Annotated in this window: 22 protein-coding genes and 3 pseudogenes; all 25 read left to right on the plus strand. The window is 50.2% G+C overall.

What is annotated here, in order from left to right:
* Positions 1–300: 300 nt before the first annotated feature.
* Positions 301–1,173 carry an SDR family NAD(P)-dependent oxidoreductase gene (locus ACTRC3_RS09315; RefSeq protein WP_349164250.1) on the plus strand — a complete coding sequence of 291 codons (873 nt, stop codon included), beginning with the start codon at positions 301–303 and terminating at the stop codon, positions 1,171–1,173.
* Positions 1,174–1,192: 19 nt separating this feature from the next.
* Positions 1,193–2,371 (plus strand): PHP domain-containing protein, encoded by a 1,179-nt coding sequence (locus ACTRC3_RS09320; RefSeq protein WP_349164249.1) that lies wholly within the window; start codon positions 1,193–1,195, stop codon positions 2,369–2,371.
* 30 nt (positions 2,372–2,401) lie between these two features.
* The gene (locus ACTRC3_RS09325; RefSeq protein ID WP_178038653.1) at positions 2,402–3,664 is read left to right on the plus strand and encodes a zinc-binding dehydrogenase; all 1,263 of its coding nucleotides are present in this window, start codon (positions 2,402–2,404) and stop codon (positions 3,662–3,664) included.
* A 464-nt stretch (positions 3,665–4,128) separates the two neighbouring features.
* Complete coding sequence (locus ACTRC3_RS09330; protein ID WP_178038654.1) at positions 4,129–4,407, plus strand: DUF2325 domain-containing protein; 279 nt, start codon at positions 4,129–4,131, stop codon at positions 4,405–4,407.
* Complete coding sequence (locus tag ACTRC3_RS09335) at positions 4,407–4,976, plus strand: DUF3793 family protein (protein WP_440322864.1); 570 nt, start codon at positions 4,407–4,409, stop codon at positions 4,974–4,976. The genes ACTRC3_RS09330 and ACTRC3_RS09335 overlap by 1 nt, the downstream gene beginning before the upstream one ends.
* Before the next feature lie 78 nt (positions 4,977–5,054).
* The gene (locus tag ACTRC3_RS09340) at positions 5,055–5,465 is read left to right on the plus strand and encodes a flavodoxin (RefSeq protein WP_440322865.1); all 411 of its coding nucleotides are present in this window, start codon (positions 5,055–5,057) and stop codon (positions 5,463–5,465) included.
* A 186-nt stretch (positions 5,466–5,651) separates the two neighbouring features.
* A complete protein-coding gene (locus tag ACTRC3_RS09345; protein ID WP_349164245.1) occupies positions 5,652–5,927 on the plus strand; it encodes a Fur family transcriptional regulator in 276 nt (91 codons plus the stop codon).
* Between the two features lie 2 nt (positions 5,928–5,929).
* Positions 5,930–6,100, plus strand: a complete 171-nt coding sequence (locus ACTRC3_RS09350) for a FeoB-associated Cys-rich membrane protein (RefSeq protein ID WP_440322866.1) — start codon at positions 5,930–5,932, stop codon at positions 6,098–6,100.
* A 136-nt stretch (positions 6,101–6,236) separates the two neighbouring features.
* A complete protein-coding gene (locus tag ACTRC3_RS09355) occupies positions 6,237–6,803 on the plus strand; it encodes a hypothetical protein (RefSeq protein WP_440322867.1) in 567 nt (188 codons plus the stop codon).
* A gap of 145 nt (positions 6,804–6,948) precedes the next feature.
* Positions 6,949–8,160 (plus strand): D-alanyl-D-alanine carboxypeptidase family protein, encoded by a 1,212-nt coding sequence (locus ACTRC3_RS09360; protein ID WP_440322868.1) that lies wholly within the window; start codon positions 6,949–6,951, stop codon positions 8,158–8,160.
* 489 nt (positions 8,161–8,649) lie between these two features.
* Complete coding sequence (locus ACTRC3_RS09365; protein ID WP_440322869.1) at positions 8,650–9,549, plus strand: LysR family transcriptional regulator; 900 nt, start codon at positions 8,650–8,652, stop codon at positions 9,547–9,549.
* Between the two features lie 149 nt (positions 9,550–9,698).
* Positions 9,699–10,643: a nickel ABC transporter permease gene (nikB, locus tag ACTRC3_RS09370; RefSeq protein ID WP_440322870.1), complete on the plus strand. Its 945-nt coding sequence runs from the start codon at positions 9,699–9,701 to the stop codon at positions 10,641–10,643.
* The gene (gene nikC, locus ACTRC3_RS09375; RefSeq protein ID WP_440322871.1) at positions 10,640–11,503 is read left to right on the plus strand and encodes a nickel transporter permease; all 864 of its coding nucleotides are present in this window, start codon (positions 10,640–10,642) and stop codon (positions 11,501–11,503) included. The genes nikB and nikC overlap by 4 nt, the downstream gene beginning before the upstream one ends.
* Before the next feature lie 34 nt (positions 11,504–11,537).
* Complete coding sequence (locus tag ACTRC3_RS09380) at positions 11,538–13,139, plus strand: ABC transporter substrate-binding protein (RefSeq protein ID WP_440322872.1); 1,602 nt, start codon at positions 11,538–11,540, stop codon at positions 13,137–13,139.
* Positions 13,140–13,174: 35 nt separating this feature from the next.
* Positions 13,175–13,966, plus strand: a complete 792-nt coding sequence (locus ACTRC3_RS09385) for an ABC transporter ATP-binding protein (protein ID WP_440322873.1) — start codon at positions 13,175–13,177, stop codon at positions 13,964–13,966.
* Positions 13,967–13,968: 2 nt separating this feature from the next.
* Positions 13,969–14,727, plus strand: coding sequence for an ATP-binding cassette domain-containing protein (locus ACTRC3_RS09390; protein WP_178038668.1), 759 nt, complete (start codon positions 13,969–13,971; stop codon positions 14,725–14,727).
* 138 nt (positions 14,728–14,865) lie between these two features.
* The gene (locus ACTRC3_RS09395; protein ID WP_440322874.1) at positions 14,866–15,624 is read left to right on the plus strand and encodes a class I SAM-dependent methyltransferase; all 759 of its coding nucleotides are present in this window, start codon (positions 14,866–14,868) and stop codon (positions 15,622–15,624) included.
* A gap of 2 nt (positions 15,625–15,626) precedes the next feature.
* Positions 15,627–16,355 (plus strand): class I SAM-dependent methyltransferase, encoded by a 729-nt coding sequence (locus tag ACTRC3_RS09400; RefSeq protein WP_440322875.1) that lies wholly within the window; start codon positions 15,627–15,629, stop codon positions 16,353–16,355.
* A 166-nt stretch (positions 16,356–16,521) separates the two neighbouring features.
* Positions 16,522–17,010, plus strand: a pseudogene (locus tag ACTRC3_RS09405) (MetQ/NlpA family ABC transporter substrate-binding protein); the annotation flags it as partial.
* Between the two features lie 78 nt (positions 17,011–17,088).
* A pseudogene (locus ACTRC3_RS09410) lies at positions 17,089–17,370 on the plus strand (MetQ/NlpA family ABC transporter substrate-binding protein); the annotation flags it as partial.
* Positions 17,371–17,470: 100 nt separating this feature from the next.
* Entirely contained in the window at positions 17,471–18,484 is a 1,014-nt protein-coding gene (locus ACTRC3_RS09415; protein WP_440322876.1) for a methionine ABC transporter ATP-binding protein, read from the plus strand.
* Positions 18,474–19,181, plus strand: coding sequence for an ABC transporter permease subunit (locus tag ACTRC3_RS09420; RefSeq protein WP_178038673.1), 708 nt, complete (start codon positions 18,474–18,476; stop codon positions 19,179–19,181). The genes ACTRC3_RS09415 and ACTRC3_RS09420 overlap by 11 nt, the downstream gene beginning before the upstream one ends.
* 261 nt (positions 19,182–19,442) lie before the next feature.
* A complete protein-coding gene (mgtE, locus tag ACTRC3_RS09425) occupies positions 19,443–20,798 on the plus strand; it encodes a magnesium transporter (protein WP_440322877.1) in 1,356 nt (451 codons plus the stop codon).
* A 25-nt stretch (positions 20,799–20,823) separates the two neighbouring features.
* Positions 20,824–21,828 carry a tryptophan--tRNA ligase gene (trpS, locus tag ACTRC3_RS09430; RefSeq protein ID WP_440322878.1) on the plus strand — a complete coding sequence of 335 codons (1,005 nt, stop codon included), beginning with the start codon at positions 20,824–20,826 and terminating at the stop codon, positions 21,826–21,828.
* A gap of 22 nt (positions 21,829–21,850) precedes the next feature.
* Positions 21,851–22,002: pseudogene (locus ACTRC3_RS09435) on the plus strand (flavin reductase family protein); the annotation flags it as partial.

A 22,002-nucleotide genomic window follows, 5' to 3' on the forward strand; every position in this document is an offset into this window, starting at 1 on the left:
TTACAGACGTAACCGTGGGATAATCACACACTTGAGAGACAAAAGCTACGATATTATTATAATAAGAAGAAACAGACGTTTCCACAGAAGCCGGATAAAAGGTGGTGGAAGCGTCTGTTTTTAGGTAACAGGAAAATTCGTATGAAATTTCTTTGATGCAAAAATAAAATGTGTTGATTTTGTGTTGGATTTATTTATATTTATATTGACTTATGTTGAAATAATGCTATAATAAAACCATAAATTGCGGATAAACAATCAGGAATATAAGAAACACACACATCAAAGGAGGAATTTATCATGAATCTGGCAGAAGCAAAGGAATATGCCAAGAAAAACATTCACAACCGTCCGGCGACCACAGGCCGTCTGGCTGGTAAAATCGCAGTGGTAACCGGAGGAGCCCAGGGCTTTGGTCTGGGAATTGCCACAGAGATGTATAATGAGGGAGCAAGTGTCGTACTTGCAGACCTGAACGTGGATCAGGCGAAGGAAGCGGCCAAGACATTTGGAGACCGCGCCGTGGGTCTGAAGGTGGATGTATCCGACCCGGCTTCCATGGAGCAGATGGTCTGCGATGCGGTAGAGCATTTTGGCGGCATCGACATTTTTGTATCCAATGCAGGCGTTCTGAAAGCAGGCAGCCTGGATGATATGGATCCGGCGGCATTCGCGTTTGTAACCAAAGTAAATTATATCGGATATTTCAACGCTGCCAAGTACGCGTCCGCCATCATGAAGGCGCAGCATGAGGCAGATCCGGAGCAGTGGTTCGATATTATCCAGATTAATTCCAAGTCCGGTCTGGTAGGCTCCAAGAACAACAGCGCTTACGCAGGCGGTAAGTTCGGCGGCATTGGTCTGACCCAGAGCTTTGCGCTGGAGCTGGTTTCCGCAAATATTAAAGTAAATTCCATCTGCCCGGGCAACTTCTACGACGGCCCCCTGTGGTCCGATCCGGAGAGAGGACTTTTTGTACAGTACCTGAACGCAGGCAAGGTTCCGGGAGCGAAGACCGTACAGGATGTAAAGGACTACTACCTTTCCAAGTCCCCGATTCACAGAGGCTGTACGCCGAAGGATGTGGCGAAGGCTCTGTTCTATGCAGTGGAGCAGCAGTTTGAGACAGGCCAGGCGATCCCGGTTACCGGTGGTCAGACTATGCTGAATTAGCTTCAGGCAGGAGGGTTTTATGGATAAATTTGTGGAGCGGCAGGAGGTTTTGAAGCTTCTGAATGCGCCGACACCGGAAGAGCGGCTGGCAAATCTGGCCATTCTGATCGGAGGCGAGAAGGAAAAGCCGGAGGTAAAGCCTCAGTTCGCTAACAATCACATACATACTATTTACTCATTTTCCCCGTACTCCCCGACAGCGGCTGTGTACTGTGCCCGGGACGAGGGCCTTCAGACAGCCGGAATCATGGACCATGACAGTATCGCCGGAGCCGTGGAGTTCCGGAAAGCGGGCAAGATCGCCGGGATTGGCACTACCTGTGGCATGGAGTGCCGCGTAGACTTGTCTGCCACGAAGATGGCAGGCCGGAAGCTGAATAACCCGGATCAGGCAGGCATCTGCTACATGGCCATTCACAGTATCCCGGCGACGGGCTTCAAGCGTCTGGACGAGGTCTTCGCTCCCTTACGGGAAAAGCGAAATGTGCGGAACCGCAAGATGGTGGCGAATATCAATGAGCTGATGAAGCCCTACGGTATCGAAGTGGATTTCGATCAGGACGTCGTTCCCATTTCCCAGTATCAGAACGGCGGTTCCATCACCGAGCGCCATGTGCTCTGCGCCTTAAGTCAGAAGATTCTGGACAAAGCACCCCGGGGAGGCTGTGCGGACTTTGTGGAGCAGGAGCTGGGCGTCGCATTAAATGACACTGCAAAAGCACGGCTGTCGGATCCGGAGAACCCACATCTGATTTACGACCTGCTGGGCGTGATGAAAGCAGAACTGGTGTCCAAGATCTATGTACCGGCTACCGATGAATGCATGCCTTTTGCAGATCTGGTAAAGCTGGCCGACGAGGTGGGCGCGATTCTCTGCTATCCCTACCTGGGCGACGTGACGAATTCTGTGACAGGCGACAAGAAGGCGGCCAAATTCGAGGATGATTTCCTGGATGAGCTGTTTGAAATGCTGAAGGAAGAGGGCGTACACGGCGTCACTTACATGCCGGCCCGCAATACGAAGGAGCAGATGACCAGACTGCAGAAGCTCTGCCGCAATTATGGCATGATGGAGATTTCCGGCGAGGACGTGAATTCCTCCCGCCAGAGTATGATTTGCAAGCAGCTGGAGGATCCGCAGTTCAAGCACCTGGTAGACGCCACCTGGAAGTTAATCGAGCGTGAGAAAGTAGATTAACCTTATAGATATCATAAAAGGAGAAGAACTATGAAAGCAAAAGCACTGAGACTTTACGGAAAAGAGGATTTACGTCTGGACGAATATGAGCTTCCGGAGATCAAGGACGACGAGATCCTGGCAAGAGTCGTATCCGACAGCATCTGCATGTCCTCCTACAAGGCAGCAATGCAGGGCGAGGATCACAAGCGTGTTCCGGAAAATATCAAAGAGCATCCGGTTATCATCGGCCATGAGTTCTGCGGTGACCTGGTAAAGGTAGGAGCAAAATGGGCACATGAGTTCAAGGAGGGTGAGAAATTCTCTATCCAGCCGGCTCTGAACTACAAGGGCAGCCTGGCAGCTCCGGGATACTCCTATGAGTACATCGGCGGCGACGCTACCTATATTATTATTCCGAATGAAGTTATGGAAATGGGCTGTCTGCTTCATTTTGACAGCGACAATTTCTTCGGCGGCTCCCTGACCGAGCCCCTGTCCTGCGTAGCAGGAACCTTCCATGCCATGTACCATGCCACCAGAGGAAAATACGAGCATGACATGGGTATCGTAGAGGGCGGCAAAATGGCAATTCTGGCAGGTGTAGGTCCCATGGGACTGGCTGCTATCGACTACATTACACATTGTGACAGATGTCCGTCTCTCTTAGTAGTTACCGACATCGACGACGCGAGACTGGCCCGTGCGGCTCAGGTGCTTCCGCCGGAAGAGGCTGCCAAGAAGGGTATCAAGCTGGTATATGCCAACACCGGTAAGGTAGAGGACGCCCATAAGTTTATGATGGACTTCACAGACGGCGAAGGCTTCAACGATGTGCTGGTATTCGCTCCGGTAGCTCCGGTAGTAGAGCTGGCTGACAGCATTCTGGCACAGGACGGCTGCCTGAACTTCTTCGCAGGTCCCTCCAATCCGGCTTTCTCCGCGCCGTTCAACTTCTACAACGTCCATTACGCAGGAACCCATGTAGTAGGAACCTCCGGCGGCAATACAGACGATATGAAGGAGTGTCTGTCCATGATTGGCCAGGGCAAGCTGGATCCGGCGATTCTGGTAACCCACATCGGCGGCCTGAACGTGGCAAGAGAGACCACTCTGAACCTGCCGAAGGTACCGGGCGGAAAGAAACTGATTTACACCCATATTTCCCTGCCCCTGACTGCTATCGCAGACTTTGAAGAGAAGGGCAAGGAAGATCCGATGTTCGCGGAGCTGGCGAAGATCGTGGCGAAGACCAACGGTCTGTGGAACGCGGAAGCAGAGAAATATCTGCTGGAGCACGCACCGGCCATCTAAAAACAGAGGAACAGAGACAGAGCGCATTTCCTGCGGGGATGCGCTCTTTTTACTCTATCGAAAACACTATGTTACGTCGAAGTACGAAAGCTATGATTCCTATAAAGCAAAAAGCCCCTCCGGGGGATCGCACTCGGCGCAGTGGCACATTCTTTCCTATGCTGAAAGCGGGCGTTGTTGGTATGATTTTTCAATAAAAACATGTAAATGATACCTTATTGAGAATTAGTATCAACGAATCCTCTTGCGCTATCCCTATAAGTATGATAGGATAAATACATGAGTTAGGAAGAACTAACTGACAAAACTATTTAAAACGGACAGACAGAAGCCATTTTGAGTACATAACAAAACCAACATATGGGAATCCTGAAAAATGGATTCTTTTTAAAAGGCGAGCGGTTAGCGAGAACTAACCAATGCGCGTCAGGACATTTTTACAACAGGAAAGAGAGGGCATGCGTATGAGTATAGTGATAATCGGGGGACACGACCGGATGGTGCGCCAGTACCATGACATCTGCAAGGCGCATAAATGTAAGGCAAAGGTATTCACCCAGATGACAGGCGACCTGAAAAAGCAGGTGGGCAGACCGGATCTGTTCGTACTGTTTACGAACACCGTATCCCACAAGATGGTCAAATGTGCCCTGGAGGAAGCCAAGAAGAACAACATCGAAGTCGTTCGCTGCCATACCAGCAGCCAGGCGGCGCTGGAAGAGATTCTCGGGAGCTACTGCTAATGGCAGGGGCGGAATGTGAGCTGGAAAGGCTTCTGGCCAATCATTGCGCGCCGGTGTTCTGTCATCGTAAGACAGCCAATCTGGTAGCGACGAGACGGGAACTGATGGATGCGCTACCGGAGGTGCTTGCGGACAGCAAAATTTCCTGGGTACAGCTTTGCAGCTGCAGAAAATACTGCCATATCCTCTTTTACGACAGAGAGCGTCTGGAACGGTATCTGCAAAGAGAAGGGCATCAGAGCTTTCTGAAGGAACACGGCTATGCCGGCCGGACAATGGAGGAGCAGCTGAGTCTGCTGGCGGAACGCTACGAAAGCTATCAGAAGCATGGAAATCCATTTCCCCATGAGATCGGTCTGTTCCTGGAATATCCGCTGGCCGATATCGAAGGCTTCATCGAGCATCAGGGCAAGGACGCTCTGGAAAGCGGATACTGGAAGGTTTACGGCGACGTGGAACAGGCCCGGGCGGCCTTCCGTCTCTACGACGAGCTGAAAATGGCGCTGACCACCATGCTGGCGGCAGGCTTTAGCTTTCGCGAATGCTGCGCGGCACAGACAGTAGCATAAAAAGGAATAAAGGGCTGTAAAACAGCTTTTTATAAATGTTTATAAATAAATAAGAAAAGAAAAATCAGGAGGAGCATCATGAAAGTAGTATATTGGAGCAGCACAGGAAACACAGAGAGAATGGCAGAAATGCTGGCTGAAGAAATCAAGAATGCCGGGGGAAGCGCGGAAGTAAGCGAAGTATCCGGCGTATCTCCGACAGACCTGGAAGGCGAAACCGTCTTTGCGCTGGGCGCATCCGCCATGGGCGACGAGGAGCTGGACGAGGGCGAGATGGAGCCGTTCGTAGAAGAGCTGGAGAAATCCGTATCCGGTAAAAAGATAGCGTTGTTCGGTTCCTATGACTGGGGCGACGGCGAGTGGATGCGCAAATGGGAAGAGCGCATGAAAGAAGCCGGAGCAGAAGTAGTCGGTACCGTAATCGCCAACAACGAGCCGGGCGACGACGACCAGGCGAACCTTGCAGAGCTTGCGAAAAAGCTGGTATAGATAAGGAGACAAAAGGAGGGCCCGAAAGGGCCCTTTTGCCATCCTAAAGAGTTAGTTAAAACAAACAATTAGTATTGACAAACTGATCTGAGTGTGCTTTAATAGGAACTGGAAAAAGAAATTGAGAGTTATTCTCAATAAACCTTATTCAAAAATTTCTTGAAACCACATAGGATAGGAGATAAAATGTCAGGAGAGGAATGGAAGAATATGAGTCAGGAGATGATTCTTGGACGCCTGCGGGAGCGCGGATTTCGTATCACCAAACAGAGGAAGCTGATTATCAGCACCATCCTGGAGAATGACTGTTCCTGCTGCAAAGAAATCTATTATCAGGTAAGAGAAAAAGATCAGACCGTCGGCATTGCCACGGTATACCGTATGATCAAGACCCTGGAAGAAGCCGGAGTCATTGATCGGAGAAATATGTATCGAATCGGAAGCTTGAAAGAAGGTGCATGAGCATGTTAGCAGACATTATCGTAGTAGCAATCGTGGCCATCATCGCAGTATGCTGTATCAGAACTCTGATCCACAACAAGAAGACCTGCGGAACTACTTGCAGCATGGGCTGCGCAGGCTGCAGCTGCGGTGGAAGCTGTGGATGCGGCGCTCCGGCGAAGCGCAAGAAATAACACAATTATCAAAGTCAGAAAGCGCGGTGAAAAAATTTTTTCGCAGCGCTTTCGTCTGTCTTATAACAAAACCTTGTAGAAAAGAATCGAAAAAAGTGATATACTCAAATCAAATGACAAAAAGGGGGAGTTATCCATGTATGGTTACGAAAATGCAGCATTCGGTCTCAAAAAAATGTTCACAGCTCAGGTGGGTTCTATTATCTGCGTGGTACTTATGATGATTCCGTTCATCGGAGTAATCGGACTGATCGGAGTATTTGTATTTACAATTATGTCCCTGATCGGACTGAACAGCGCAGGAAAAGACATTGAAGGCTGCAAAACAGCCTTTACACTTACCATTGTACAGATGGTCGTAAGTGTAATCGGTAATCTGGCTGGCACGGGAGTTTTTGCTACGGTTTTTTCTGTTGTAAATGATATTCTGGCGCTTCTGGTTGTCCGGGCGGTCTGCCTGTCGGTGGCAGAGGTGATGGATCAGCTGAACCAGCGGGTTGTGGCAGATAAGGGACGGTCTGTATGGAAGATTAATCTGGGATGCTATGTGGCGGATATCGTTCTGACGATTCTTGCAGTGATTCCTGTTTTGGGAACAGTGCTGGCGGTCGCAGGCAGTGTCGTTACCGTGATCCTGAGTCTGGTGGCAGGTATCATGTACATCATGTTCCTGTCAAAAAGCTATCAGGCTCTGGAGAATTAAGTTCTTGACAAAATCCCTTCCGGCAAGTGATATGTACCCTCTTTACTGGACAACCAGTAAGGAGGGTATTTTTATCCACCCGAATAAAACGCCCTCTCCGAGAATAAATATAAAATGAAAATATACCCTGGGATGTCCCCTGATTATGAAAAAATTTCTGGCCGCTTTGCTTTCTATACTCCTGTTCCTGCATCTCATTGTCATTGTGCTGCCTGTAGAGGCCGGGGCCGCGTCAGGCGACGACTCCCTTGCCCTCTACGCCCAGTCGGCCGTCCTGATGGATGCCGATACCGGGCGTATTTTGTATGCCAAAAACGCGGAGGAACAGCGTCCCATGGCCAGCACCACCAAAATCATGACCCTGATTTTGGCGTTGGAGAATGCGAATCCGGACGATATTGTTATGATCTCGGATTATGCCGCATCTATGCCGGACGTGCAGCTTCATCTGCGGGCGGGGGAGCATTATCGCTTGGGAGATCTTCTCTATTCCATGATGCTGGAGTCGCATAATGACAGCGCGGTGGCGATTGCGGAGCATGTGGGTGAAACCGTTCCGGGCTTCGCGGCCCTCATGAATGCCAAGACCCGGGATATTGGGTGTTACGCCACGTACTTTATTACGCCCAATGGGCTGGATGCGGAGGATGACACAGGCGTTCATTCGACCACGGCTGCGGATCTGGCCCGGATTTTGCGTTATTGCATTATGCAGTCTCCGAAAAAGGAAGAGTTCTTAAAAATTACCCGGACAAACGCGTACAGCTTCAGCGATCTGGAGGGCATAAGAACCTTTACCGTGGGCAATAAAAATGCGTTTCTGCATATGATGGAAGGCGCTCTGACCGGCAAGACCGGCTTTACGGGGAATGCGGGGTACTGCTATGTGGGGGCTCTGCGGCAGGAGGAACGGACTTTTATCGTGGCGCTTCTGGCCTGCGGCTGGCCCAACAACCGCAGCTACAAATGGAGCGATACCCGGAAGCTCATGAATTACGGGCTGGAGCACTTTACCTACCGGAATGTGTGGCAGGAGCCGAAGCTTCCGAAGCTTCCGGTGAAAAACGGGATTCCGGACAGTGGAAATCTGGAGGAAGAGGCCCGGATCCGACTTCGTCTTTCGTCGGAGGAACCTGATCTGAAGCTTCTGCTCTCAGAAGACGAGCAGGTGCAGGTGGAAACCCATATTTCCCAGGAGGTAACCGCTCCGGTGGAGCCGGGGACGCTTCTGGGCAGTGTCCGCTATCTGCTGGACGGCCAGGTGGTGAAGGTCTATACGGTGGAGGCTGCGGAAGACGTGGAGGCGGTGACCCTGGGCTGGTGCCTGGAGGGACTGTGGCGAAAATATATTCTGTAATGGAATCCGTAAGCATGAAGCTTGGTATCCTCTGCTTTATGTATGGGGGCGCATCCGTTGGAGCAACAGATTCCGGAGAGGAATGGAATCGCAGAACGATGTAATTATTCCAAAAAGGAATGCGTGTGCGTAGAAAAATGGGATAGTTAAAAAGACAGAAAGAACCCCCGCCGGGGCTTGCGGAGAGCCGGAAGATTTGTTAAGCTTGAGCTATCCCAATTATAAACATTCTATTCGAGAAAAACACAAAGAGAATCGTGTTTGAAAAGCACGGTTCTTTTTGGCTCTATAGGAAACACCGTGTTACGTTAAAGCGTGAAAGCTATGATTCCTATAGAGCAAAAAGCCCCTCCGGGGGATTGCACTGCGGCGGAATGGAATGATGTCGCTAAAGCGACCCGCCGCAGGCGGAGAATCCTGCAGAGCAGGATTCTATTTTACTGAACTGATAGGGGACAGAACAGATAGAACAGGAAAGGAAATCAACCCATGGAAATCCGACAGCTCCGCTGCTTCGTAACCTGCGTGGAGGCAGGTTCCTTTACAGCAGCGGCAGAACTTTTATACACCACCCAGTCCTCGGTTAGCAAGACCATTCATGCCATGGAGCATGAGCTTCAGACTGAGCTTTTTGAACGGACAGGAAGGGGAATCCGGCTGACAGCCCGGGGACAGGAGCTTTATAACTATGCGGTCAACGTGCTGGATACTATGGAGCAGATCGAGCAGCTGGCCGGGAAAAGTCCGGTACGCAGTCTGAAGGTATCGGTGAATCCGTCCTCCTGGATGGAAGCGGCGTTTACGGAGTTTTATGAGCGCACGTACCAGAAGGGCGACTATTATGAATACTTTGAGGGAAATGTCCGGGACGTCATCGAGCGGGTACAGAAAGGACAGGACGATCTGGGCTTCATTTATCTGTTGAAAGAACAGAGCGCCTCCGCCCAGTTCCTGATGCGGAAGTACCAGCTACAGTTTGAACCTCTAAAAAAAATTCAATTGATGCTTTACGGAGGAAAAAAGATAGGACAATTTCCGCCAGCGGACGGAGAACTCCGCCTGGTTCAGGGAAGCCAGACAGAGGTGCGGCCGGAGGATGTGCTACGCCTGGGAGCCATAGAGGGCATTTCCCTGGAATCGCCGCAGACGTCTGTGACCACGAACAGCGGATCGCTGCTCCGCCATCTTCTGGAGCATTCTGATCTCTGGAATCTGAGCAGTGAAAGCCTGGATGGAACCTACAGTGGTACCGAGGGAATCCTGCTGGAGGGAAAAGAGAATGAGGTAGTGTTTGGCTGTGTCAGCAGAAATGAGGAACAGCTGGGCGAACTGGAGAAAGAATTTATCGCATATGTAAAGAGAAAACTGGAAAATTCCAAAAAGGAATGAAAATACAGGAAAAACAGGAATACGTAACAACCCCGCCTGGGGCTTGTGAAAAACCCATTCCTGCCTTACAATTTTATCAGAGAATAAAAATGTCCGAAATCCGATGTTTAGATTTTCGGGCATTTTTGTTGTGGAAAGGATTGCAATACATGAAAAAATATGTCTTAAAAAGACTTCTTCAGTTAATTCCGATTCTGCTGGCGATCACATTTCTTTCCTACGGCATGATGAGAGTTGCCGGAAGTGATGTGGTAGAGCAGAAAATGGAAAATACCGGAAGCAATATTTCGCAGGAAGTCGTGGATGCAGCCCGAGAGGAGCTTGGACTGGACAAGCCCTTTCTGACGCAGTATGTGGTTTGGCTGGGAGGACTTCTCCATGGGGATATGGGAACCAGTTATGTGTCTGGTAAACCAGTGTTCTCCACATTTATATCCAAGCTTCCGGCAACATTGCTTTTGACGGTCACATCGATTCTGCTGACGATTTTGATTTCTGTTCCGTTAGGTATTTTATCGGCGGTTCATCAAAATCGATGTTCAGATTATCTGATCCGGACATTCAGCTTTATTGGCAATAGTTTACCGAATTTTTTTGTATCGCTGTTATTGATGTATCTGTTTGCCATCCGTCTGGGCTGGTTTCCGGTAATTGCAACCGGGGTCAGTCTGAAAAGTGTGGCTATGCCGGCAATTACACTGGCCATTGCCATGAGCGCGAAATATCTTCGCCAGGTAAGGGCAACGGTGTTGGATGAACTGAGTAAAGATTATGTGGTCGGAGCAAAAGCAAGAGGCGTCAAATTCTCCAGAATCCTGTGGGGCAGTGTTATGAAAGCTTCTCTGGTAACAATCATTACCTTGCTGATGTTATCAGTAGGAAGTCTTCTGGGAGGAACTGCAATTGTAGAATCTATCTTCATGTGGGATGGGGTCGGAAAGATGGCAGTGGATGCTATCAGCATGCGTGACTACCCGATTATTCAGGCTTATGTGATGTGGATGGCGATTATTTATGTGGCGGTCAATCTGCTGACAGATATTTCCTATCGCTTTCTGGATCCGAGGATCCGTCTGGGAGGTGATCGGGAATGAGTCAGGAGCGTCAGGTGACTGTCCGGGTTCAGAAAGTGAAGAGAAACCGGATCCGGATGAAATTATTTTTGTTTGCAGCACTGGCAGCGACATTGCTGCTGATTACGATTTTTGCAAAGTATATCTGTCCTTATGATCCTTACGCACAGGATCTGTCCCAGGCCATGCAGCCGCCCAGCGCGACTCATCTGATGGGAACGGATACCTATGGTCGGGATATGCTGTCCCGCGTACTGATTGGAGCGCAGACCAGTATTTCTTCTACGTTTGCTTTGGTCGCAATCATTACGGTGTTTGGAACGATAGTTGGAATTTTCTGTGGTTATTATGGCGGAGTTGTTGATTCCGTGATGATGCGGATCTCGGACATCTGCCTGGCATTTCCGGGTCTGGTGTTTGCTATGGCAGTTGCAGCCATTTTAAATGGTGGTGTGCAGAATGCGGTCATTGCACTGGCACTGATCAGCTGGCCGAAGTATTCCAGAATTGCCAGAAGCCAGACCTTGTCCATGAAGAGTCTGCCGTACATGCAGGCCGCGCAGCTGGCAGGTGATTCGGCGCTTCAGATGATTCTCCGGCATGTGCTTCCCAATATTGTCGGACCGATTCTGGTTACCTCTATGTTAGATATCGGTACAATGATGATGGAGATTGCAGGACTGTCGTTTTTGGGTCTGGGAGCCCAGCCTCCGGTGGCGGAGTGGGGAAGCATGATGAGCAGTGGCCGGAGCATGCTGCAGACCTATCCCTGGATTGTATTATCTCCGGGACTGGCCATCTTTGTATCTGTGGTGATATTTAACCTTCTGGGAGATACGATCCGTGATTATATGGATCCGAAGAACTCTCATTCAAGGTAGATATAAAAAAGTAAAAGAAACGGGGAGTAAATATATGAAAAAAAGAACAGAAAAAATTCTTGCATTACTTCTGGCGCTGACCATGATGGCAGGTGTCATGGCAGGCTGTGGTTCAGAAAAGACAGATGGATCTGCAGACAGTACAAGTACACAGGCTGCAACCGATGCAGGTACCACTGGTAAAAAGACATTTGTATTTGGCGATACTACATTTAATGCAGAAAACGAGGAATCTACGATTGACCCGCACAGTGCATACTGCGGATGGGCATGTATGCGCTATGGAGTCGGAGAGACTCTGATGAAGATCAATGATTCCATGAAACTGGAACCGTGGATCGCAGAAGGCTATGAGCTGGTAGATAATCTTACTTGGAAAATCACCTTAAAAGATGGGGTGTGCTTTTCCAATGGAAAACCTTGTGATGCGGAAGCGGTAAAGAAATGTCTGGAGAATCTGATCGCTGTGCATGAGCGCGCGGCAGGAGATCTGAAGATTGCGTCTATGGAGGCAGACGGTCTGGTTCTGACGATCCATACGGCCGAAGAGTGCCCGAGTCTGATGAACTATCTGTCTGAGCCCTATGGATGTATCATTGATGTGGATGAGGGTGTGACGGATGACGGAATCGTGGTTGGTACCGGTCCGTATGTGGCAACCGAACTGGTGACAGATGATCATCTGAAGCTTGTGAAAAACGAAAATTACTGGGATGGAAATGTGAACATAGATGAGATCACGGTCCGTACCATTTCAGATGGAGATACTCTGGCACTGGCACTGCAGTCCGGCGAGATCAATGCGGCATATGGTATGGCATATGCAAGCTATCCGATTTTTGAAAATGACAAGTTCCAGTTTACCAGTGTGCAGACCAGCCGTTCCTTTTACGTACAGATGAATTATGCATCTCCGGTTGTGGCAGATGACGCAGTCCGTGAAGCCATTGCCATGGGTATTGATAAGGAATCCTTTGTTAAGGTGCTTCTGAATGGATATGGATATGTGGCAACGGGTGCCTTCCCTGATACGGTAGCGTTCGGAGGCTCCACACTGAATGCGAAGACTTATGATCCGGAAGCAGCGAAAGCGGTTTTGGAAGAAGCCGGATGGACCGACAGCGATGGTGATGGAATCCGTGAAAAAGACGGACAGAAGCTGACCATCCGGTGGCTTACCTATCCGAGCCGTCAGGAACTGCCGCTGCTGGCAGAGGCTGCACAGAGCACTCTGAAAGAGATCGGAATAGAGGTACAGATCAACGCAACTGCAGACCACAATACGATCTGTAAAGATCCGGCAGCATGGGATGTATATGTAGGCGCCAATGTAAACTGTGGTCTGGGAGATCCGACTAACTTCTTCTCTACACATTGTCTGGATGCGTCCACCAAGAACCGTGGACAGTATCACAGCGATGAGTTGGAAGAGCTGGCAGTGAAACTGAACAGCACGTTCGATGTGACAGAGAGAAACCAGATTGCCATTGAGATGCAGCAGCAGCTTCTGGATGATGATGCGTTTGTATTCTGCTCTTTCTTAAAGATGAGTGTGATCAGTCAGGCAAATGTGACAGGCCTTACCGCACATGCATGCGATTACTATGAGCTGACGGCTGATCTTGATATCAACTAAGGATATAATTTTGACAGTGATTCAGGGGTTATGGAATGGACGATACATTATTGAAATATGATTCCGTGGAGATCTCTTTTGACGGAAATCCTGTGGTTCATGATATTTCCTTCTCTCTTTGTCCGGGAGAGATCCTTGGACTGGTAGGAGAATCCGGAAGCGGGAAAAGCACATTGATCAAGGCTGCCATGGGACTGCTTGGCGAAAATGGCCTGGTGACCAGAGGAGATATTACATTTAAGGGAGAAAATCTGGTGGATATGCCGGAACGGGAGCTTCGACTCATACGTGGCGCCGGAATCGGCATGATCTTTCAGGATGCAGGCGCTTCGCTTTGCCCGATCCGGACCATTGGAAGTCAGATTTGCGAGAGTATGGAAGCACATGGAAAAATCACGGAGGCGGATGCAAAGGCACGTGCCCTTGAGCTTTTATCAAAACTGAATTTTAAGGAACCGGAGCGGATCTGGGACAGCTATCCTTTTGAAATGTCCGGAGGCATGAATCAGCGCGCAGGTATCGCCATTTCCATGCTGATGAATCCGCCGGTATTGTTTGCGGACGAGCCTACCAGTGCGCTGGATGTGACGGTTCAGAGGCAGGTGGTTCAGGAGATGCTTCGTGTCCGGGAATTGTTTGGAACGGCGATCATCATCGTGACGCATGATATTGGTGTGGTGTCGGCTATGGCAGATACCGTACTGGTCCTTCAGAATGGAAACAGGATGGAATATGGTCCGGCAAAATCGGTGTTGGAACATCCGCGCAACGAATATACAAAAGAGCTTCTGTCTGCAGTACCGAAGCTTAGAAGGAGTGGCAGTTGAGTATGGAAAACATTTTACAGGTGAAAGATCTGAAAAAAGTATTCCATCAACATGGAAAACGGGATGTGACTGCGGTAGAAAACATGAGCTTTTCTCTGCGGGCAGGGGAAATCCTTGGAATTGTCGGAGAATCCGGAAGCGGAAAGAGTACAGTTGCAAAATTGATTACAAGATTGGAAGCTGTGACAGAGGGACAGATTATTCTGGATGGGCAGGACATCACACATCGAAAAGGCAGGGCACTTAAAAGTATTTATGATAAAATTCAGATGGTCTTCCAGAATCCGGTTGGTTCCTTTGATCCGAGAAAGACATTAGGCTATGGAATCGGAGAAAGCCTGAAAAACAGAGGTGTTCCCAAAGAGGAGATCCGAAAAAAAACAGCGAACCTGTTGGAACAGTGTGGCCTGGAGGCTTCTTACATGGACAGATATCCCCATCAGGTCAGCGGAGGTCAGTGCCAGAGGGCTGCCATTGCCAGAGCATTGGCGGTAGAACCTCAGATTATTATTTGTGATGAAGCTACCAGCGCGCTGGATGTGACAGTTCAGAAGAAAGTGCTCGATCTGCTTATGAATTTACAGGAGAATAAGAAGCTGTCCTATGTTTTTATCTGTCATAACCTTGCACTGGTGCAGCAGTTTTGTGACCGTGTCATCGTTATGAAAGATGGGCGGATCGTAGAAGAAGGGATCCCGGATGAAGTGATTCAGAATCCAAAGGACGCATATACGAAAATGCTGGTAGATTCCGTATTATAAATTAAATCAGATTTAGAACAAATTTTTATCCCCCCGGGAGGCTTGTGGCCTCCGGGGGGCTTTGTTATAATTTTTACCAATAAGAACATGCGGCTGAGACGGAGAAGCACGCTGCATGAGATACGGGAGAGAGACAACATGGGACAGATGCTTGGCAGAATTGAAGAGTACTGGACAAACCGGGCGGAAGGGTACTCACAGGTAAATCAGGAGGAGCTGGCGACAGAGCAGAAGAACCGGTGGCTTAAGGCACTGGAAATGGAGTTCCCGCACCGGGAACCGAAGGATATCAGAGTGCTGGATATCGGCACCGGCCCGGGCTTTTTCGCCATCATTCTGGCGAAGGCGGGCTACCAGGTGACAGCCGTGGATTACACGGAGGAGATGCTCTGTAAAGCGAAGGAAAATGCAGGCCGTTATGCGGACAGGATCCGTTGGATGCGCATGGACGCCCAGAAGCTGGAACTGCCGGACAATCAGTTCGACGTGGCGGTATCCCGAAATCTGACCTGGAATCTGGAGAATCCGGACGAGGCATACAAGGAATGGAAGCGGGTACTGAAGCCCGGCGGACAGCTTCTGAATTTCGACGCCAACTGGTACGGCCATCTCTTTGACGCCGAGAAGCGCCGGGAATATGAGGAAGACCGGAAGCATGTGGAGGAGCAGGCCATGGAAGACCATTATATCGGTACGGATATTGATGAAATGGAAGAAATTGCCAGAAATGTTCCCTTAAGTCCGGTGATTCGTCCTGCCTGGGATATGAAGGTATTGAAGAATCTGGGCTTTCAGAGCGTCCGTACAGATGAGCAGGTATGGCAGAGAGTCTGGAGCGACACAGAGAAAGTAAATTACGCATCGACACCGATGTTTATGATTAAGGCGGTAAAATAGAGATGGAAGAGATAAAGAAAGAGATATCTTCCTACTGGACCAGGCGAAGTGAAGACTTCGCCCGTCTTCGTGAGGAGGAGTTAAACAGTGAAATGGCTGAGCTTTGGCTTCGGGAACTGAAGAAGGGGCTGCCGGAGGGAGAAACTTTACGGATTCTGGATGTGGGAACCGGCTGCGGTTTTTTCTCTGTGCTGCTGGCGAAGCTGGGCCATCAGGTAACCGGTATTGATCTGACACCGGCTATGATAGAGAAGGCGAAAATGATTGCAGACGAGCGGGACGTGCAGGCAGATTTCGAAGTGATGGATGCGGAGCATCCGGATTTTCCCGATGGCACGTTCGACGTGATTGTTTCCCGGAATCTGACCTGGACCCTGCCCCACCCGGCGGAGGCATACGGCGAGTGGCTGCGGGTACTGAAAGACGGTGGTGTGATTCTGAATTTTGACGCGGATTACGGGAAAGAGGATCTGCTGGGGGAGCTTGAGAGGCTTCCGGAGGAGCATGCCCACAATCATATGAGCTGCGGTCAGTTAGAGGAATGTGATAAGATTAAAAAGCAGCTTATGATAAATGGTATGAGCCGTCCATCCTGGGATGTGGAGATATTAAAGCATCTCGGATGCGCGGAGGTGACGGTGGATCCAGATGTCTATCAGCGTATTTACCGGGAAGAAAACAGCCCGTTTTATAATCCGATGCCGGTATTTGGCCTGCGTGTCATAAAATAGTTATGATATCCCGATTTTCCTATCTGAAAATCGGGATATTTGCTTGCAAAGACGGAAAAAGTCCGTTATGATATAAAAAACGCTTGACAAATAAAAGCAGAGCCTATATAATCCTACTTAACCAATAGGAAATACAGGTAATGTAAAAAACAAGGAGGAGTATATTATGAGAAAGCTGACAAAGAAACTTGCGGCATTGGCACTCGGCGTAGTAACAGCTGCGTCTCTGACTGCATGCGGCGGCAGCAGCAAGGGAGTTACCGTCGCAGTACCGAACGATACCACCAATGAGGCGAGAGCCCTTCTTCTGCTGGAGGAGAACGGCTACATCAAGCTGAAGGACGGCGCAGGCATCACCGCTACCGTAGCAGATATCGCGGAGAATCCCTATGATATCACCTTCAAAGAGGTAGAGGCAGCCCAGGTACCGAACGTACTGAAGGACGTGGATTACGCCATCATCAATTCCAACTACGCCATCGACGCAGGTCTGAACCCCACCGCCGACGCGCTGACCATGGAGGGTTCCTCTTCCGCTTACAGCAATATCCTGGCAGTCAAGGAGGGCAATGAGAACACAGATAAGATCAAAGCTCTGAAGGCAGCTCTGGAGAGCCAGGCGGTAGCAGATTACATCACAGAGCAGTATGACGGAGCAGTGATCAGTACTGTGGACAATCCCACAGATGGTTATGACGCAAGTGTAGATTACGACGCGCTGGCAGGAACCACCATTACCGTAGCGGCATCCCCGGCACCCCACGCAGACATCCTGAAGGTGGCAAAGGACATTCTGGCTGAGAAGGACATTACCTTGGACATCATGGAGTTCACTGACTATGTACAGCCGAACAATGTGGTAGACAGCGGCGAGGTAGACGCAAACTACTTCCAGCATAAGCCGTACCTGGATGACTTCAACGAGCAGAACGGAACTCATATCGTATCGGTAGCGGCTATCCACGTAGAGCCCATGGGACTGTACGGCGGCAAGCAGACAAGTCTGGACGCGATTACAAAATAATGTTATAATAGAAAAAGTGACAGCCGACGGTCTGTGGCAACAGGCTGTCGGCTTCTCGGATCTACGAGAAAAATCCAGACGGAGGGGTTTTATGATTGAAATTAAAGATTTGACCAAAGAATTCCAGACCGCCGACGGAACCGTGGAAGCGCTCCGGAATGTGAATCTGAACATTCAGGACGGCGACATCTACGGTATCATCGGTATGAGCGGCGCGGGAAAAAGTACCCTGGTGCGCTGCATCAATATGCTGGAGCGGCCTACCAAAGGCCAGGTGCTCATCGACGGCCAGGACATCGCGAAGCTGTCAGATAAAGAGCTTCGGGCGGTGCGCCGGGACGTGACTATGATTTTCCAGGGCTTCAACCTGCTGATGCAGAGAACCTGCCTGAAAAATATCTGCTTCCCTCTGGAACTCATCGGCATGGACAAGGAGAAAGCGAAAAAACGTGCCCTGGAGCTTCTGAACGTGGTCGGCCTTCCCGATAAGGCCAATGCCTATCCGGCCCAGCTTTCCGGCGGACAGCAGCAGCGTATTGCCATCGCGAGAGCCCTGGCTACCGATCCGAAGGTACTGCTCTGCGACGAGGCCACCAGCGCCCTGGATCCGAAGACCACCCATGCGATTCTGGAGCTGATTCGGGACATCAATGAGCGTCTTGGCATTACGGTCATCATCATTACCCATCAGATGAGCGTGGTGGAAGAGATCTGCAGCCGGGTGGCTATTCTGGATTCCGGCTCCGTGGTGGAAGAGGGCGTGGTAAGCGAGGTGTTTTCCAGTCCCAAGTCCAAAGCGGCCAAGCGTCTGGTCTTCCCGGACGGCGCCGACGAGATTCTGGAGGAGGTTCCGGGCGAGCGCCGGATCCGTGTCGTATTCAGCGGCGCGGTAGCATCGAGAGAACCCCTGATTGCGAAAATGGCTATCGACGAGCAGATTACAGCCAGTATTCTGGGCGCGTCCACCAAGAGTATCGGCGACAAGGCCTATGGCAATATGCTGCTTGGACTGCCGGATGATGACGATGTAGTAAAACGTGCGATTTCCTACTTAAGCAGCATTCCGGATGTACTGGTAGAGGAGGTGACAGGCGATGTTCGATAAATTATTTTCCCCGGAGACCATAGAGGAGACCCTGCGGATTCTACAGACAGAGATTCCGCTGGCCTGTTGGGAGACCGTCTATGTGACGGTTCTGGCGACAGCTTTTGCGGTGATTCTTGGCCTGCCTCTCGGCGTGCTTCTGGTGGTGGGCGAGAAGGACGGCGTGCGTCCCCTGCCGAAGGGCGTCATGCATGTGCTGAATGTAATCATTAACCTGCTTCGTTCCGTGCCATTCCTGATTCTGATGATTATGGTATTTCCGCTGACGAGACTCATTGTGGGAACTGCAGTCGGAACCGTGGCGTCCATTGTGCCGCTGGTTATCGCGGCCTTTCCCTTTGTGGCCCGGCTAGTGGAGGGAAGCCTCAGAGAGGTAAATCCGAATATCATCGAGATGGCCCAGAGCATGGGCGCTTCCCCGTTTCAGATTATCGTAAAGGTGCTGATTCCAGAGAGCGTGCCTTCCCTGATTTCCAATTTCACCATTGCGATTACCACGATTCTCGGCTACTCAGCCATGAGCGGTATCATCGGCGGAGGCGGACTGGGAAAAATTGCCATCAACTACGGCTATTACCGTTATAAATATCTGGTTATGCTGATTGCTGTGGTACTTCTGATCGTGCTGGTGCAGATTTTCCAGAGCGTAGGAACGCATCTTTCTGTAAAATCAGATAAGCGGTTGAAGGGAAAATAGAAAATCATAAAACTCGAAAGGGCAGTTATCGGTTGACGGTAACAGCCCTTTAGTGCTATGATTAAGAGTGGCGGGCGGGAACGCCTAATCTATGCGAAAAAAGGAAGTGAGGAGTCCGTGGACGGGCGAAGTCGAAGTTGTGGCTTAAGACAGAATAGAATAGAGACAGACACGGATTTTTCTTACAGATAAATAAACTGTCGTTACCCGGCGGCAGGAGATACAGATGCTGTGCCTGTCGACGTGGGAGGACAAGAGTGCATGGCAATCGGAAGTTATGACCGGGAGGAGTTAAACGAGCTCCTGGAAGGACGTCAGTTCCGGAAGCTGCGTGAGACGATGTCGGAGATGAACGAGGTCGATATCGCGGAGTTTATCGAAGAGCTGGAGGCGGAAAAGAAGGTTCTTGTATACCGGATGTTGCCCAAAGAACTGGCGGCAGACGTATTTTCATTCCTGGAGGTAGACGACCAGGAGCATATTATCAACAGTATTACTGACTATGAGCTGGGGAAGATCGTCGAGGATCTGTATGTGGACGACGCGGTGGATATGCTGGAGGAATTACCGGCCATCGTAGTTAAGCGTGTATTACAGAACGCAACTCCGGAAACACGGAATCTGATCAATCAGTTCTTACAATATCCGGAGAACAGCGCCGGAAGCATTATGACAGCGGAGTATATCGGCCTGAAGCGGAACATGACCGTAGAACAGGCCTTTGCGTACATCCGGGAAAATGGTGTCGATAAGGAAACCATTTACACCTGCTTTGTGACGGACAGCAAGCGTTGTCTGCAGGGTGTAGTGACGGTGAAGGATCTGCTCATGAACCCTTATGACACAATCATAAAGGACATCATGGATGAAAATATCATCTATGCGGTGACCACAGAGGATCGGGAGGACGTGGTAGAGACGTTTAATAAGTATGACTTACTGTGTCTGCCCGTAGTCGATCACGAGGATCGCCTGGTGGGCATCGTTACCGTTGACGACGCGGTGGAGGTCATGGAACAGGAGGCCACCGAGGACTTTGAAAAAATGGCGGCTATGTTCCCGTCAGAGAAGCCCTATCTTCGGACCGGCGTTTTTGAGCTTGCGAAAAACCGTATTCCCTGGCTTCTGATCCTGATGTTTACGTCAATTTTAAGCGGCGCGATCCTGATGGATTATAAGGAAGCCATTCAGGTGCTTCCTTTGCTTCTCAGCTTTGTCCCCATGCTGATGGACACCAGCGGTAACTGCGGCAACCAGAGCAGCACCATGGTTATCCGTGGTATGGCGGTGGGCGATATCGAACTGAAGGACGTCTTGCGGGTGGTCTGGAAGGAGTTCCGGGTGGGACTTCTGTGCGGCGCGGTATTGGCGGCGGCGAACTTCGTCCGGTTGATTTTACAGTATCCGGACCGGCTGGCCCTGAATCTGGTCATCGTCCTTTCCCTGATGCTGGCCATTGTGCTGGCGAAGATCATCGGCTGTGTACTGCCGATGCTGGCCGAGAAGATGAAGCTGGATCCGGCGATCATGGCTGCGCCTCTCATCACCACCATCGTGGACGCCAGCAGCCTTCTGATTTATTTTAAAATAGCGAGTATGATGTTACATTTATCATAAAAAAATTTTAAGAGGAGAACACAAGATGTTAGGAGATAAAAAAGTATTATACAGCGGCATGCAGTCCACCGGAAATCTGACCCTGGGCAACTATCTGGGAGCCCTGAAGAACTGGATTACCTTAAGCGACGAGTACGAGTGCTTTTACAGCGTGGCGAACATGCACTCCATCACAGTCCGCCAGAATCCGACGGAGCTTCGGAAGCACGCGAGAGAGCTTCTGACCCTGTTCATCGCGGCGGGTATCGATCCGGAGAAGAACTGCATCTATTATCAGTCCCATGTACCGGCCCATGCAGAGCTGGCATGGATTCTGAACTGCTACACCTACATGGGTGAGCTGAGCCGTATGACCCAGTTCAAGGACAAGTCTGCCAAGCATGCGGACAATATCAACGCAGGTCTCTTTACCTATCCGGTACTGATGGCGGCAGATATCCTGCTTTATCAGGCAGATGTGGTTCCGGTGGGCATCGACCAGATGCAGCATCTGGAGATTACCCGGGATATTGCCCAGCGTTTTAACAGCATTTACGGTGACGTATTTACCATACCGGAGGCTTATGTCGGAAAAGTAGGCGCGAAGATTATGAGCCTGCAGGAGCCGTCCAGAAAGATGTCCAAGTCCGACGAGAACCCCAATGGCAGCATCTATCTGATGGACGATCCGGATACCATTATGCGAAAGTTCAAACGCGCCGTGACTGACTCCGAGGGTCAGATCCGCTACCGCGACGAGCAACCGGGTATCAAGAACCTGATCAGCATTTACTGCGCATGCACCGGCAAGACGCCGGAAGAGGTGGAACGGGAGTTCGACGGCAGGGGCTATGGCGAGTTTAAGCCGGCAGTCGGCGAGGCAGTTATCTCCGTTCTGAAGCCGCTGCAGGCTCGGGTAGCTGAACTGACCCGCGACAAGGCGTACATTGATTCCGTGATCAAAAATAATGCAGAAAAAGCTGATTATGTGGCCAATAAAACGCTGCGGAAGGTTCAGAAGAAAGTAGGCTTCCCGGACAAGATTCGTTAATTGCCTGACAGGAGGAACTGACATGAAGAGTATCAAACCGGAAGAATTAGAAAAAAATGTATTTCATATGATCGGTAAGGAGTGGTTGCTGGTCACCGCCGAGAAGGCGGGCAAGGTGAAAACCATGACCGCTTCCTGGGGCGGGCTGGGCGTCCTGTGGGGCAAAGATGGGGC

Origin of the sequence: Laedolimicola sp. (genome assembly GCF_051972735.1) — a bacterium.
Taxonomy (GTDB): domain Bacteria; phylum Bacillota; class Clostridia; order Lachnospirales; family Lachnospiraceae; genus Laedolimicola; species Laedolimicola intestinihominis.

Coding starts and splice junctions, on each gene's coding strand:
- ACTRC3_RS09315 (WP_349164250.1), top strand. CDS start 301: ATGAATCTGGCAGAAGCAAAGGAATATGCCAAGAAAAACATTCACAAC.
- ACTRC3_RS09320 (WP_349164249.1), top strand. CDS start 1,193: ATGGATAAATTTGTGGAGCGGCAGGAGGTTTTGAAGCTTCTGAATGCG.
- ACTRC3_RS09325 (WP_178038653.1), top strand. CDS start 2,402: ATGAAAGCAAAAGCACTGAGACTTTACGGAAAAGAGGATTTACGTCTG.
- ACTRC3_RS09330 (WP_178038654.1), top strand. CDS start 4,129: ATGAGTATAGTGATAATCGGGGGACACGACCGGATGGTGCGCCAGTAC.
- ACTRC3_RS09335 (WP_440322864.1), top strand. CDS start 4,407: ATGGCAGGGGCGGAATGTGAGCTGGAAAGGCTTCTGGCCAATCATTGC.
- ACTRC3_RS09340 (WP_440322865.1), top strand. CDS start 5,055: ATGAAAGTAGTATATTGGAGCAGCACAGGAAACACAGAGAGAATGGCA.
- ACTRC3_RS09345 (WP_349164245.1), top strand. CDS start 5,652: ATGTCAGGAGAGGAATGGAAGAATATGAGTCAGGAGATGATTCTTGGA.
- ACTRC3_RS09350 (WP_440322866.1), top strand. CDS start 5,930: ATGTTAGCAGACATTATCGTAGTAGCAATCGTGGCCATCATCGCAGTA.
- ACTRC3_RS09355 (WP_440322867.1), top strand. CDS start 6,237: ATGTATGGTTACGAAAATGCAGCATTCGGTCTCAAAAAAATGTTCACA.
- ACTRC3_RS09360 (WP_440322868.1), top strand. CDS start 6,949: ATGAAAAAATTTCTGGCCGCTTTGCTTTCTATACTCCTGTTCCTGCAT.
- ACTRC3_RS09365 (WP_440322869.1), top strand. CDS start 8,650: ATGGAAATCCGACAGCTCCGCTGCTTCGTAACCTGCGTGGAGGCAGGT.
- nikB (WP_440322870.1), top strand. CDS start 9,699: ATGAAAAAATATGTCTTAAAAAGACTTCTTCAGTTAATTCCGATTCTG.
- nikC (WP_440322871.1), top strand. CDS start 10,640: ATGAGTCAGGAGCGTCAGGTGACTGTCCGGGTTCAGAAAGTGAAGAGA.
- ACTRC3_RS09380 (WP_440322872.1), top strand. CDS start 11,538: ATGAAAAAAAGAACAGAAAAAATTCTTGCATTACTTCTGGCGCTGACC.
- ACTRC3_RS09385 (WP_440322873.1), top strand. CDS start 13,175: ATGGACGATACATTATTGAAATATGATTCCGTGGAGATCTCTTTTGAC.
- ACTRC3_RS09390 (WP_178038668.1), top strand. CDS start 13,969: ATGGAAAACATTTTACAGGTGAAAGATCTGAAAAAAGTATTCCATCAA.
- ACTRC3_RS09395 (WP_440322874.1), top strand. CDS start 14,866: ATGGGACAGATGCTTGGCAGAATTGAAGAGTACTGGACAAACCGGGCG.
- ACTRC3_RS09400 (WP_440322875.1), top strand. CDS start 15,627: ATGGAAGAGATAAAGAAAGAGATATCTTCCTACTGGACCAGGCGAAGT.
- ACTRC3_RS09415 (WP_440322876.1), top strand. CDS start 17,471: ATGATTGAAATTAAAGATTTGACCAAAGAATTCCAGACCGCCGACGGA.
- ACTRC3_RS09420 (WP_178038673.1), top strand. CDS start 18,474: ATGTTCGATAAATTATTTTCCCCGGAGACCATAGAGGAGACCCTGCGG.
- mgtE (WP_440322877.1), top strand. CDS start 19,443: ATGGCAATCGGAAGTTATGACCGGGAGGAGTTAAACGAGCTCCTGGAA.
- trpS (WP_440322878.1), top strand. CDS start 20,824: ATGTTAGGAGATAAAAAAGTATTATACAGCGGCATGCAGTCCACCGGA.